The organism is Pseudothioglobus sp. nBUS_23, assembly GCF_051201565.1.
In the GTDB taxonomy this organism is placed as follows: Bacteria; Pseudomonadota; Gammaproteobacteria; order PS1; family Pseudothioglobaceae; genus Pseudothioglobus.
The window spans coordinates 782,302-796,146 of the sequence record NZ_CP179200.1 but is presented as its reverse complement, the minus strand read 5'-3'; the positions used below and the strand labels follow the sequence as shown (position 1 = coordinate 796,146).

Below are 13,845 nucleotides of genomic sequence, written 5' to 3'. Positions count from 1 at the left end.
AATTTATTTCATGCCTGTTGAGGCAATACCTGTTGTAATGTACTTTTGAAGAAACACAAAGACTAGCGTTGTTGGAATCAAGCTCACAACGGTCATTGCCAATGCATAGTGCTCTCGAGCTAGATACTCACCATTAAAGTCCAGTAAACAAAGCTGAATGGTGTAGGCAGCTTTTGTTGTCGAAACGGCTATCATGGGGAGAATCAAATCATTCCATCGCCATATGATTGAGAGAATACCCAATACGGCAATAGCTGGGAGCGCTAATGGAAATATAATGCGCCAATAGATGGTCCATTCACTAGCTGCATCCATTCTGGCAGCCTCTAACAGCTCATCTGGAATTGTGAGCATATACTGCCGCAACATGAAGACCCCGGTGGGTGTTGCAGCCCCTGGAATAATAACCCCCCAGAGAGAGCCTGATAGTCCCGTCATGGTAACCATTTTAAAGATGCCAACAATCAGAACAGAAGCCGGAACCATTAGAGTTGCCAAGATAATAACAAAGAATACAATCTGGCCATTAAAGCGATACTTTGACAGCGCAAAAGCGGCCATCGAGTTAATAAGAAGCGTAATGATAGTGGCAACAATTGTGACGAATACAGAGTTATTTAGGCATCTGACAGCATCGAAGCTTCCTAGAGCTTTGTTGGTAAGTGGGTCCGTATAGTTTATCCATGAAGGTTTCAGGCTCTTATTGATAATGATCTCGTTCTGAGGAAGTTTTGTAATTCCTCCTTTTGGATTCGACACGAGTCTTGCATTCACTGTCTCCTTCGTAGGATTGATTCTACTAACCGAATACTCAATGAGCTCTCCTGTCTCAGGGTCTGGCATAGAGACCAAAATTTGAGCAGTGAATCCATTACCTTTATATGGCTTAAGTCCAAGGTATTCAGATAGCAATCTAGCATCTTCATCGTTTAAAGTGTCGACTATGGACTGTGGGTCATAATCTTTTTTTGCACTAGGAAACATGCTGGGGTATTTAATAAGCCATTCAGGTAGATTTTGATTGGCTATCAAGTCTTTCGCAAAGACCGAGACTAATCCAAAATGTGACCTTAGTGCGTAGTACTCATTCCCTGTAAAATTTTTAATGTAGCTGACAACATCCTTTTCTGCTCGCTCTTCATCATCTAAATTCTTCCAAAACATGACCCATGGCTCAAGGTCTTTCATGATTAAAATTTCTTTTCCATCAGGACCATATGTTGTCGCTCTTGCAACTCGCTCATAATCCATAGGAAGGAAATTAGTGTCGTATTTTTGAAGCAGGAATTGCGACTTGATAGAATTCATCACGAGCCACAGAACTGGCAGAAATATAATTAAAAAGCCCAGAAACAAAAAGCCATAAGATATCCAATCAGTTAGACTGGCTTTCTTTTTTCCTTGCCTTCTTGTAAAAAATTTAATGACATCCGTCATAGCTTAACCTGTCTCCTAGTTAAATAGAATTGAAGCAAAGATAGAATAATCAAAATCAGAGCTACGATTAGAGATGCCATCGCGGCAATACCCAAACCAAAGAATGTTTTTTGCCCCCTAATTCCAGCATTTTCGACAATATACGAGACCAAAGAAATCCATCCAACCTGGAGTGCATACAGCTCTTCGAATGCCTGAACAGCCTTAATTAGCGATAGCACCGTCACTACTAACAGAATTGGCATTAATAGAGGCAATGTAATCCGCCAAAACACTCTTCTTTCCGACGTCCCATCCATTTGTGCCGCCTCATAAAGATCCTTAGGGATTGACTGAAGGCCAGCCAACAGTATGAGCATGTAAAAGCCCATGTGGGCCCAGGTATAGACGAAGATAGACCAAAACATGGTCCATGCAGGATCAACAAGCCACTGAATGGGTTCGCTAATCCAATTCCAATCGATCAAGGTTTGAGAAAGCATTCCCTGTCTCTTTAAGATTAGGGTCCATAAGAAAGCAACAACAACTGGGCTGAGCATCACTGGATAGAAAAAAACAGCTCTCCAAAAACCCCTTCCAATGATCTCTCGATTGAGCACAATCGCAGTGAATAGTGCAATAAGGATCATAATCGGAACTTGAAGGATAACGAAAACAAAGGTGTCATAAAGAGCCGCCTTAAACTTATCATTTTCAACATTGATTCCGCCCGTATCAATTTGAACTTCTTGGGTAATCCGTGCAAGGTTATCAAGACCTGAGAAGTCTCGAGATTCAAAGTTTATGCTAGTCCCATCGGTTACTGAGAAACCAAAATTCATAAACAATGGCAGGAAGGTAAATAGACCAAATATCAGAATATTTGGAAATAAAAATAAATATGGAAGTGATTTGGTACCGAATAATTTTTGAGTAAATTCTATTGGCCATCCAATACTGGCCATTAGTTTTGGAACAAAACCATAGACCTCTTTTGAGAGCACAAGGCCAATCAAAAGGTAGGCAGTAAAGAACAGAAACCAACTATTAAGATTTAAAACAGACTCAAACATTATCAGGGTTGAATGTTAAATAAAATTAAGGCCGCCTCAAGAGACGGCCTTAAAGTTTAGAACTTTAGTATAACTGAATAATGTTTATTCAGCTATCTTAGCTGCTACGTCAGCGTCAATCGCCGCCAAAGCCTCATCTAGGCTCATTTCACCAGTAATTGCTTTAGTTATGTAGTCAGGAACAATACCGTAAATCGCAAAGTTCTTGTTGTAGCCTTGGAACCAGTACGCCTGTGGCGTTGATTCAGCGGCTTTACCAGCATTCGCTGCAAAAGTCGAAAGACCCTCTGAAACTCTTTGGCTTACGCCTGAGTAGTCAATTCCAGCCTTCTGAAGACCTTGGTGAGCAGTAATGTTTCCTGTATTAGCAGCAAAGTATCCTGCTCTTCCAGCTTGTGACAAAAAGTCAATATAAGATGCTGCAACTTCAGGATGCTTTGAAGAGTTAAATGCGACAACTCCTGAACCACCAGGCATCGCACCACATCCGCCAGTACCGCAAGGGATTGGAACTACTTTCCACTCAAAATCAGTAATGTTTGCGTCATAGTTACCAAGCATCCATGACCCAGACATGTGCATAGCTACAGTTCCATCAAGGAATAGAGGTGCTGCATTTCTATAAGCAGTACCACCACCAGCAGGCCAACCTTCAGCAGGCATTAAGCCTTCTTCGTGCCATCCAACAAATGTTTCAGCAAAGTCTCTAAAGCCTTGATCTACTAAGATAGGAACACCATTTTCATGGAATTTAGCTCCATAAGAAAATGCTGGACCAGCCCATCTATGAGCAGTTCTGTCCATTGCAAGGCCTGATGTTAGACCAAGCTCTGACTTCACGACTCTTAGAGCGTCAGCCCAATCATCCCAAGTAGCACCTTCTTCTGGCATATCTACACCAGCGTCTTCAAACATAGTGACGTTGACATAAGGGCCAGTCACCGTTAACTGAGTTTGCCAACCGTAAATTCCATTATCACCAGATGGCTTTCTGTACCATGGAAGTGTTGCACCATAGTTTGTTTCCCAAGCTCCAGCGTCAACATAAGGTGTTAGGTCAAGGTAGTATTGATTAAGACCACCAAGGTTTGTAATACGTGCAACGTCTGGCGCTGAACCAGCTTCAAGTTGGTTCTCAAGTTGATCTCTAACCACATCATAACCGACCACTTCAAAGTTAACTGTATTACCTGTTGAGTTCTCCCAAACAGATGACATCTGTTCTAAGACATCACACTCATTAGCATCTTGGTAGCAGACAAACTTTATTTCTGCTGCATTTGCACTAAATGATGAGACGGCAAGCAAGGATGCCAACAAAATACTCTTTCTCATATTTCTCTCCAAATTTAATTAAAAAAATAACTCCATTTTCTCTTAAAACAAAAACTGCAAATTTTATGCCTTAAGTCTACTCTTAGTAGGAAACCACACAGAATAACTGGTAGTTTTAACTTATTTCGATATTTTTCATTTATACCAAAACTACTGTAAATATATACGAGTATCTGGACTATGTCAACTAATTTGAAAATAAAAGAAAAAAAACGAAAATAAATGAAAATAAATAATAAAATCTATAATATAATGGATTGATTATGGAAAAACTTAACAAACGACAACGTGACATCCTAACTCTTGCAGAGGAGGAAGGCTATGTTAGCGTTGAGAGTTTAGCAAAAACATTTGAAGTTACTCAGCAAACAATCAGAAGTGATATAAACAACTTCTGTGACAATGATTTATTAACGCGTGCACATGGTGGTGCATTTTTTTCTAAAGCACATCATTATGGTTACAAATCACGTAAATCGCTAGCTAGTGACGAAAAGAAAGATATTGCCAATGCAGTGGCCAACATTATTCCAAATAATTCTTCCGTTGTTCTTGGAAATATATATAGCACTGCTAGTGGGACAACAACCGAACAGGTAGCTGAGTCTTTGTTCAATCATAAAGATCTGAAGGTAATTACAAATGACATTAATATCGTTAACATTTTGACACAATTTGATAACGCTGAAATTTGGCTTGCTGGAGGAAAAGTTCGAAACATTGATTCTGCTGTTATTGGACTCAATACAGCTGAATTTATTAAGCAGTTTAAAGTTGATTTCGCGGTTGTTGGGGTTTCAGCTATTGATAATGATGGCGCATTAATGGACTTTGACTATGAAGATGTGCAGGTTTCTAAAGCTATATTTAATCACTGTAGAAAGCTCATCCTTGTGGCAGATAACTTTAAGTTTGATAGCACTGCGCCAATGCTCATCGGAAACATTTCTGAGGTTGATATCCTTGTAACTAACTTTCAACCTCCTGGCGAAATTATAAAAATTTGCAATACCAATAATATTGAGATTGTTGTAGCCTCTAAACCAGATCAAGAGGAAAGCTAAATCGAATCAGGAAACCAACTTTACATCACAACAATCTTTAAACTAACCTTTTAATAATTATATGACTATAGAAAATCTAGGCAAGCTCATTCATTTGAAAAAACTTTGCACTGATGCAGCACATTTTCAAATGCTTGCAGTAGACCAGAGGCCTCCAATCTTTAACATCATCTCAAAAGCCAAGGGCAGAGAGCATCAATATGGGGAAGTCGTGGAATGCAAGAAGCTCATTACTTCGAGTCTGTCTAAGTACGTTACTGCAATTCTAATGGACCCTAACTTCTCATTATCAAACCTGCTTCAATACAACAACTCAAAAGGCCTTGTTATTACGCTTGAGGACCACAGCTTCATAGAGACAAAGAGAGGAAGATTCTCAGAAAATATTCAAAACTGGAGTGTTGAAAAAATTAAAAGAGTTGGTGGTGATGCGGTTAAAGTTCTTGCATGGTACAGACCTGATGCTGAAACCGAATCTATTGAACATCAAAAACAATATGTAAAAAGAATAGGCGAAGAGTGCGAAAAGTATGGCATTCCTTTTCTTCTCGAACTACTTGTTTATCCATTCCAGGATGACGAAAACCACACCATAGAATATCAAGAGCAAAAACTGAAAAAATCTCAACATGTCATTGATAGCGTCAAAGAATTTGCAAAAGATGAGTACAAGGTTGATATCTTCAAACTTGAGAGCCCAGTGGACAGTAGTGAACTCGAGAATGAAATAACTAATGAAACTGAGCAAGCATTTAGAGATCTTGCAGATGCAACCAACAACAAACCATGGGTTGTTCTTTCTTCAGGAATGGATAAAAAATCATTTTATAAGTGCTTAGAGCTTGCATATAAAAATGGCGCTTCAGGTTACCTTGCAGGAAGAACTATATGGCTTGATGCGTTTAAAAGTTATCCAGATACTCAACAAGTAGAGAATGGGTTAAATGAAGATTCAGTCAATTATGTAAAAAAACTTAATGAATTGACAGCTGATAATGCCAAATCTTTAGAAACCTTCTTCAATAATGGATTTAAAATTAACAGTCCAGAAAAACTTAGTAGTCACTTTGGAGGTTTTTTATGATAGGTTATTTAGCACTTGCAAGAGAGACTTTTGATGTTGAGTATGCTGAGTCTAAATTTGAAAAAGCAAAATCACTTCTACTATCTCTAAAGCCGGATGCAATTGGCTTTAATGATCTTGTAACGAATGATAGTGATGCTGAAAGCGCCCTATCCTTTTTTAAAAGTAATAATTTTGAAAAAATTTTTCTCTTTCAAACAACCTTTACTGACGCCAAGTTTCTCTTAAACTTTGCTATATCGATTCAAAAACCGATATGCATTGTCTCTTTTCCAGAACCTAGAACTGGAGGAAGATTAAGATTAAACTCAATATGTGGGCTTAATTTAGCAATGCACTCCCTACTTAAAAATGATATCTCGCCTGATTTTATAATTATGGAGGAGGATGACAAGATTAATGAAATGTCTTTCAATAGTTTTATCAAAGGCGAAAGTAATGATAAAGAAACTTCATGGAACATAGCTTCTATTACTGATGAAAATGCGAAATTTGACTATTCAATAGACAAACAAACAATTGGAATTATTGGAACAAGACCTGAAGGATTTGACACCTGTGACTATGATTCAAATGAGGTGACCTCTAAACTCAATGTTTCTCTGGTTGATCTTGAACTTGAAGATTTATTTGATGAAGCCAAAGAAATTGAAGCTGAAACAATTGTTAAAACCAAAAGCACCGTCTCAAGCTATCTTGCAGGCACAGAGGAACTTGTCCAGGAGGAGTTTGACAAAAGCCTTTCTATCTTTCATGGTCTTGAAAACCTTAAAGACAAGCATAAACTTGATGCATTTGCAATCCGCTGCTGGCCTGAAACCTTTACTGAGTATGGATGCGCCTCATGCGGTCCAATGGCAATGATGAATGAAAATAAAGTCAGCTGTGCTTGTGAAGCTGATGTATTGGGTGGTATTAGTTGCAACATTCTTAACCAGATGAACAATAACCCTTCACTATTGGTTGACATTGTTGATGTTGATAAATCAGACAATTCCTTAGTTTTTTGGCATTGCGGCTTAGCCCCCATTAGTATGGCTAAAGAAGGCACAGCAAAATCTGGAATTCACTCGAATAGAAAAAAACCACTCCTTCATGACTTTAGTCTCAAAGAGGGAGAAATCACTATCTTTAGAGTATCTAAGGCTAGAGGAAAGCTACAATTCTTTGTGATGAATGGACAAGTTCTTGATCGACCTAACTCATTCTCTGGAACCTCAGGTGTCATTAATTTAGGTAAAGATAGTGCCGATAAATTAGAACGGATGTTTAAGGGTGGTTTAGAGCATCACGTGGCATTTACTTATGGTGATATTTCTGACAAACTTATCCATTTTGGCAACCAAATGAATATTCCAACATATACGCTATGACTGAAACGATTAAATATGCAATTATCGGTGCCGGGTGTATGGGTCAAGAGCACATCCTCAACATAGAATTAATTGAAGATGCTGAGGTTGTTGCGCTGTGTGATACTAGTGAACAATCAATTGAAGAGAGCCTCAAACTTCTTGACAATGAAGTCGCTATTTTTAAGGATTACACTGATCTAATTGAGGCAAACATTGCTAATGCATTCATCATTGCAACTCCCAACTTCACTCATATCGATGTACTCAAAGATGTAATGAAGTCCGGGGTACATCTTTTAATTGAAAAGCCTCTTTGTACCACTGTCAAAGACTGTCAAGAATTTGAAAAACTGGCTGAAAACTATCCTGGCGTTATTTGGACAGCAATGGAATATCGCTATATGCCACCTGTCCAAAGAATGATCAATGAGATTCACAATAATACAATTGGTGATTTAAAAATGCTTTCTATCAGGGAGCATCGCTTTCCATTTCTTCATAAGGTTGATGATTGGAATCGATTTGCAGTAAAGACAGGAGGAACTCTTGTTGAAAAATGCTGCCATTTTTTTGATTTGATGAGATTGATTGCTAAAAGTGAGCCCGTCAAAGTTTATGCAAGTGGCAACCAAGATGTAAACCATCTCGATGAGACCTATGATGGTATGACGCCTGATATTCTTGATAATGCATTTGTCATTGTTGACTTTGACAATGGTGTAAGAGCCCTCCTTGACATATGTATGTTTGCTGAAAACTCTGAGTATCAAGAGGAGCTTTGTGCTGTTGGCACAATTGGAAAAATTGAGACCGAAGTACCATCGAATGCTTCTGGAATAACAAACTCTGATATCAGAATTGGAATGAGAGTTGAACAAACTGCATTAAAAGAAAATATAACGGTAGACCCCAAAATACACAGTGCAGGACACCATCACGGATCTACGTACTATGAGCATACCTCGTTTATCAAAGCTATTCGGAATAATACCAAGCCAGAAGTATCACTGAATGACGGTCTAGTTGCTGTTGCTATTGGGGAAGCCGCAGAGCAATCAATTAAGGAAGGTAGGGTTGTTCAAATGAGTGAATTCAACCTCTAGCAACAATAACTCTATATTTTCATTAAAATTAATTAGATGATTACATGCGTTGGACCCATTTTTCTTGACAGAGTGATCAAGATTGATCGTTTTCCTGAAAAGCCAATTAAACTTATAGCAAATGGCCTTGAAAAGCGCCTTGGTGGTCCTGCTCCTGTTGCTAGCTTTGCCATTAAATTTTTGGGCGGCGATGCTGAGTTTGTTGGCCGTTTCGGGAGTGATGACGCTGCCGATTTCTTGAAGTCAGAATTTCTTGAGTCTAGCATTCCAATCGAAAAATCAATTATTGTTGAAGGAGCACAAACTTCTCAAAGTCATATATTTGAAGATAGTTTGGGAGAAAGGATGTTAGCCGTCTTTAACGAAAAGAAACTCACAAATGAAACAACCTTGCCAGGATTTAACTTTTCAGGCAATCAGTCATACCTCGTAGATACCAACTGGATTGAGGCAGCGCACTTTGTTTCTATTCAGTCAAACAAGCACCAGATTAATTGTGTAGTAGACCTTGACAATTTTAGTAACAGCAATCTGGTTGATGAAGTCGTTAATTCGGCCTCTCATCCGATCTTTTCAGAAATCGGATTGAGCCGTTATATGGAAAATATGCCAATTATTGATGCATTAAGAAGCCTTTATCAAAAAAACAATAAGTTTTATGCGGTAACGCTTGGAGACAGAGGTGTTTATTGGATTGAAGATGGAAACGTTTTTCATTGTGAGTCTCCTAAAATTGAAGTCAAAGAAACTAACGGCGCTGGAGATGTATTTCACGGCGCCTTTGCTAAATTTATTGAAACCAAAACTACGCAAGAAGCCATTGAACTGGCAACCGCATGTGCCACACTCAAATGCACTCGAATAGGTGGAATCAAAACCTTACCAAATAACAAAGAAGTTATCGAATTTTCTAAACAAATTAAACCATCTAAACCAATATGAAAAAAGTATTAATAACAGAATTCATGGAACAGGACAGTGTTGACAAAATTTCTCAAAATTTTGATGTTACTTATGACACTAGTCTCCACGAGAATCATGATCATTTAAGCTCTTTAATTGCTGATACTGATGCAGTCATAGTTCGAAATAAAACGCAGCTCACTGAAGAGCTACTATTAAAAGCAAAAAAATTAACTTTTGTTGGAAGGCTTGGGGTTGGCTTAGATAATATTGATACCGGGTATTGTTCCAGAAATAATATTATCGTACAGCCAGCAACTGGTATGAATGCAGACTCAGTTGCTGAATATGTAATCACATGCGCACTCTCGTTATTAAAAAATATACCAACTGCACATGATGGAACATCCTCAGGTCAATGGCCAAGAACCTCTATTGAATCACGAGAGCTCGGAGGAAAGACACTGGGGCTTCTTGGTTTTGGCGTTATAGGAAAGAAAGTTTCTCGATTAGCTCAAGTATTTGGTGCGAAGGTGATTGCCTATGACCCTTTTGTGCCTGAATCAGATGCTTCTAAACACAACGTATCACTTGTTGAGCAAGAGGAGCTCTTTAAGCTATCCGATGTCATTTCGATTCATCTTCCATTGACAGACCAGACAAGGGACTTAATCAACTCAAGCTCATTCAAATTAATGAAGCAAAGCCCTATTATTATTAATTCGTCTAGGGGATCCATTGTCAATGAAAATGATCTTCTTGACGCTTATAATGAAAAAATAATTAGTGGTTTTGCGCTCGATGTATACAGCTCCGAACCAGTTGAAGAAAATTTTTACAAGCACATCTCAAACTCAATGAACTGTATTCTAACTCCTCACAATTCTGGAGTCACAACTGAATCCAACGTCAGGGTAAGTCAATTCATTGCAGAAAAGACGATTAATTTTCTGAAGGACTAGTTATTCGACAAGGTTCGCCTAACCGCATCTTTCCATCCCGCCAACTTTCTTGCTCTAAGCTCTTCTTTCATTTTTGAATTAAATTGACTTTCTGATTGCCAAGAATCTGAAAACTCATCCATGGGTGGATAAAAACCAACCTGCATTCCAGCCAAGTATGCCGCTCCTAGAGCAGTTGTCTCAAGGTTTTTGGGCCTGTCTACCGGGAGCTCAACTAAATCTGAAAGCATTTGCATTGTCCAGTTTGATGCGGCCATTCCTCCATCCACTCTAATAGCACTAAGCTTACTTTCGCCTAAATCTTTTGAAATTGCGCTTAACAAGTCAGAAGTTTGATAGCAGACAGACTCAAGCGTTGCCTTTGTGATTTCTGCAGGTCCTGTGTTGCGCGTCATTCCGAAAAGTGCACCGCGACAATCTGGATCCCAATGTGGAGCACCCAACCCTACGAAAGCAGGGACAAGGTAGACATCTTGTGAGTCATCAGCCTTCATTGCAAGCGTTTCAGATTGTTCTGCTGACTCGATAAATTTAAGGCCGTCACGCAACCACTGAACTGCTGCTCCAGCGATAAAAATTGATCCTTCGAGAGCATAGCAGGTTTTACCATTCACTTGGAAAGCCAGAGTAGTTAGTAATTTATTGTTCGACTTCACAGGCTCATAGCCGGTATTAATTAAAACAAAACATCCAGTTCCATAAGTCGACTTGACCATCCCTGGATGAAAGCATGCCTGGCCTACAAGAGCCGATGGCTGGTCACCAATTGAGGCAGCAATAGCTATCTCTGAGCCAAAAATAGACTCATCAGCTACTCCGAAGTCAGCAGCATTATCATAAACCTCAGGTAGCATTGATGCAGGAACATTAAAAAGGTCTAGCAGATCTTTATCCCAGCAGCCCTCATGAATATTATACAAAAGGGTGCGACAGGCATTAGTAGCATCTGTTGAGTGGATTTTTTGATTGCTTAATCGCCACATCAGAAAGCAGTCTATTGTTCCAAAGAGGAGCCCACCTTTGTTTGCCTTTTCACGAGCACCATCAACATTGTCAAGAATCCAAGCAATTTTTGTAGCACAAAAATAAGGATCAAGCAAAAGCCCTGTTTTTTGGTTAACTAAAGACTCATGGCCAAGACTCCTTAAGCTTTGACAATAATCCGATGTTCTTCGATCTTGCCAAACAATGGCGTTATAAATTGGCATTCCTGTCTCTTTGTCCCAAACAACAGTCGTTTCTCTTTGATTAGTAATACCTATCGCCCTAATTTGACTTGGATCAATTTTTGATTGCTTAATAGCACTCCTACAGCTCTCAAGAGTTGAGGTCCAAATCTCCTCGGGGTCATGCTCTACCCAACCAGAATCTGGGAAAAACTGTGTAAACTCATTCTGACCTATTGAAATAATTTCATAATTTTCATCAAATAAAACGCCTCTTGATGAGGTTGTACCTTGGTCAATCGATAGGATATATTGTTTATTTTTTGCCATCTTTTTCTCTTTCTAATTTGAGTAATATTTAAGTCTAAAAAAAAGAATTTCCAAATAATGAAACTAGGTTTTACTATTGAAAACTTACTAAAATGTAGTATACATTATCTGTTAAAATTTATTTAAAAATAGCTTTAAAAGTCCTATTATAAAGAGCTATTCTGATTAAAACATAAGGTTCATAAAGTTATGGCAAACGAAAAAAGAGGCGATGGTACCGTTGGTAAAGCACTAGATGTTCTTAGTGAGGTTGCAGAAATTGGTTCTCCAGTTAGATTCTCTAGCCTGCTTAAAACGAGTAAGTATCCAAAGGCAACTCTCTATAGACTGCTTCAAACACTCTTGAATCAAGATATGCTTAGCTATAATGAGGAAGAGCAAACCTATAAGCTAGGGCTTAAGCTTGTGAGAATGGCTCATTCGGCATGGCTTCAAAGTTCATTAGCTCCAGTAGCAGTCCCTTTTATTGATGATTTATCTGAAAAAGTTGGAGAAACTGTTCATTTGGCAGAGCTTGACAATGGCCAAGTCTTATACGTTGACAAACGGAACCCAGCTTCCCCTATCGAGATGTATTCGCAAGCCGGTAAAGTTGGACCTGCCTACTGCACTGGAGTTGGCAAGGCGATGATGGCATTTTTGGACGAAGCCGAGCTAAATAAGGTTATTTCTAAACAGGCATTTCATAAATACACTGAGCACACAATTACTACTGCAAAAGCACTCAGAAAAGAGCTCGCTAATATAAAAAAAGAAGGGATCTCATTTGACAGACAAGAGCATGAGGAAAAAATTATTTGTATCTCTTCCCCTATCCTTACATCAAGCGGTAAAGTGATTGGTGGCCTCTCTATTACCAGTTCTATTGATATTCATAGCCTAAAAAGCCTTGAAAAATTTAAACCTCAATTACTAGAAACTTCCGAATTGATTGGAAAAGAGGCTGGAGCTTGGAGTTTTCCTGAAAAAAATTATTAAATGAAATATTATTTGTTATGGCATCCTTAAAAATATCTAAAGCTACTAAAAAATATGATGACTTAGAGGTCATTCACGGTATCGATCTTGACATTCAAGACGGAGAGTTTTGCGTCTTTGTTGGGCCATCAGGCTGCGGAAAGTCTACTTTACTCAGAATGATATCTGGACTAGAAGAGGTTACCAGCGGACAAATCCATATTGGTGACACAGATGTGACCACTCTGCACCCCGCAGATAGAGGTATAGCAATGGTATTTCAGTCCTACGCACTTTACCCCCATATGACCGTTAGGGAGAATATGGGCTTTGGACTAAAAATGTCAAAAGTGCCTTCAAATGAAATTGAAAAAAAAGTGAATGAAGCAGCTGAAATTCTTCACTTAGAAGAATATCTCGACAGAAAACCTAAGACTCTTTCTGGCGGTCAGAGACAGAGAGTAGCAATTGGAAGATCAATTGTCAGAGGCCCTGAAGTGTTTCTATTTGATGAGCCTTTATCTAACCTTGACGCAGAGCTTAGGGTTGAGATGAGAGTTGAGATTTCTCGCCTTCATCGTGAACTCGGAACAACAATTATTTATGTGACTCATGACCAGGTCGAGGCAATGACCTTGGCAGATAAAATTGTAGTCCTGAAAGATGGCTTAATTCAACAAGTTGGTACCCCATTGTCACTCTATGATGACCCAGAAAACGTTTTTGTGGCAGGTTTTATTGGTTCACCAACTATTAACTTTGTTAGGGGAGATATTAACGGCTCTAAGCTCTCAATTCCAAGCCTTAAATCGATCAAACTCGAGATTGATAAATCTGTTACCTCTTCTTACTCAGAAATACTCATTGGTCTTAGGCCTCAACACTTGACTCTTGCTGAGTCTGGCGACCTTGAGGTTGAGTTTACTGAAGCCTTGGGAGATATATCCTACATTTATCTCAAGACGCCTAATGGAGAGCGAATCGTTGTTGAGTCAAGGGAAGAAAAATTACCATCAACAGGAACTTTGGTTGGCGTTGAAGCTAAAGCCTCAAAAGCTTTGTTTTTTGACCCCAAAACAGAGCTTAGAATTAAATAA

General features: G+C 38.9%; 12 protein-coding genes. 8 read left to right on the top strand and 4 right to left on the bottom strand.

All coding sequences use genetic code 11. The features are described from left to right. Positions 1 to 3: 3 nt before the first annotated feature. The 3 genes from ACMAZA_RS03925 to ACMAZA_RS03915 all read right to left on the bottom strand — a co-directional run bounded on the left by ACMAZA_RS03925 (position 4) and on the right by ACMAZA_RS03915 (position 3,824). Positions 4 to 1,437, bottom strand: coding sequence for a carbohydrate ABC transporter permease (locus ACMAZA_RS03925; RefSeq protein ID WP_435190230.1), 1,434 nt, complete (start codon positions 1,435 to 1,437; stop codon positions 4 to 6). Then, positions 1,434 to 2,489 (bottom strand): carbohydrate ABC transporter permease, encoded by a 1,056-nt coding sequence (locus tag ACMAZA_RS03920; RefSeq protein WP_435190228.1) that lies wholly within the window; start codon positions 2,487 to 2,489, stop codon positions 1,434 to 1,436. The genes ACMAZA_RS03925 and ACMAZA_RS03920 overlap by 4 nt, the downstream gene beginning before the upstream one ends. Positions 2,490 to 2,573: 84 nt before the next feature. Beyond that, positions 2,574 to 3,824, bottom strand: coding sequence for an ABC transporter substrate-binding protein (locus tag ACMAZA_RS03915; RefSeq protein WP_435190226.1), 1,251 nt, complete (start codon positions 3,822 to 3,824; stop codon positions 2,574 to 2,576). A gap of 263 nt (positions 3,825 to 4,087) precedes the next feature. Between ACMAZA_RS03915 and ACMAZA_RS03910 the strand changes: the two genes are divergently transcribed. From ACMAZA_RS03910 to ACMAZA_RS03885, 6 genes are all read left to right on the top strand, one after another. Continuing rightward, a complete protein-coding gene (locus ACMAZA_RS03910) occupies positions 4,088 to 4,888 on the top strand; it encodes a DeoR/GlpR family DNA-binding transcription regulator (RefSeq protein ID WP_435190224.1) in 801 nt (266 codons plus the stop codon). Positions 4,889 to 4,949: 61 nt separating this feature from the next. Further along, positions 4,950 to 5,972 carry a tagatose 1,6-diphosphate aldolase gene (locus tag ACMAZA_RS03905; protein WP_435190223.1) on the top strand — a complete coding sequence of 341 codons (1,023 nt, stop codon included), beginning with the start codon at positions 4,950 to 4,952 and terminating at the stop codon, positions 5,970 to 5,972. Beyond that, on the top strand, positions 5,969 to 7,345 hold the full coding sequence (locus ACMAZA_RS03900; protein ID WP_435190221.1) for a hypothetical protein: 1,377 nt from the start codon (positions 5,969 to 5,971) through the stop codon (positions 7,343 to 7,345). The genes ACMAZA_RS03905 and ACMAZA_RS03900 overlap by 4 nt, the downstream gene beginning before the upstream one ends. Further along, entirely contained in the window at positions 7,342 to 8,430 is a 1,089-nt protein-coding gene (locus ACMAZA_RS03895; RefSeq protein WP_435190219.1) for a Gfo/Idh/MocA family protein, read from the top strand. The genes ACMAZA_RS03900 and ACMAZA_RS03895 overlap by 4 nt, the downstream gene beginning before the upstream one ends. A 36-nt stretch (positions 8,431 to 8,466) precedes the next feature. Further along, complete coding sequence (locus ACMAZA_RS03890) at positions 8,467 to 9,372, top strand: carbohydrate kinase family protein (protein WP_435190217.1); 906 nt, start codon at positions 8,467 to 8,469, stop codon at positions 9,370 to 9,372. Then, positions 9,369 to 10,295 carry an NAD(P)-dependent oxidoreductase gene (locus ACMAZA_RS03885; RefSeq protein ID WP_435190215.1) on the top strand — a complete coding sequence of 309 codons (927 nt, stop codon included), beginning with the start codon at positions 9,369 to 9,371 and terminating at the stop codon, positions 10,293 to 10,295. Before ACMAZA_RS03890 ends, ACMAZA_RS03885 begins: the two co-directional genes overlap by 4 nt. Here ACMAZA_RS03885 and glpK read toward each other — a convergent pair. Continuing rightward, positions 10,292 to 11,791, bottom strand: coding sequence for a glycerol kinase GlpK (gene glpK / locus ACMAZA_RS03880; RefSeq protein WP_435190213.1), 1,500 nt, complete (start codon positions 11,789 to 11,791; stop codon positions 10,292 to 10,294). The genes ACMAZA_RS03885 and glpK overlap by 4 nt on opposite strands. 189 nt (positions 11,792 to 11,980) lie before the next feature. Here glpK and ACMAZA_RS03875 point away from each other — a divergent pair, with 189 nt between their 5' ends. Then, positions 11,981 to 12,769, top strand: coding sequence for an IclR family transcriptional regulator (locus ACMAZA_RS03875; protein WP_435190211.1), 789 nt, complete (start codon positions 11,981 to 11,983; stop codon positions 12,767 to 12,769). 17 nt (positions 12,770 to 12,786) lie between these two features. Continuing rightward, complete coding sequence (locus tag ACMAZA_RS03870) at positions 12,787 to 13,845, top strand: ABC transporter ATP-binding protein (RefSeq protein WP_435190209.1); 1,059 nt, start codon at positions 12,787 to 12,789, stop codon at positions 13,843 to 13,845.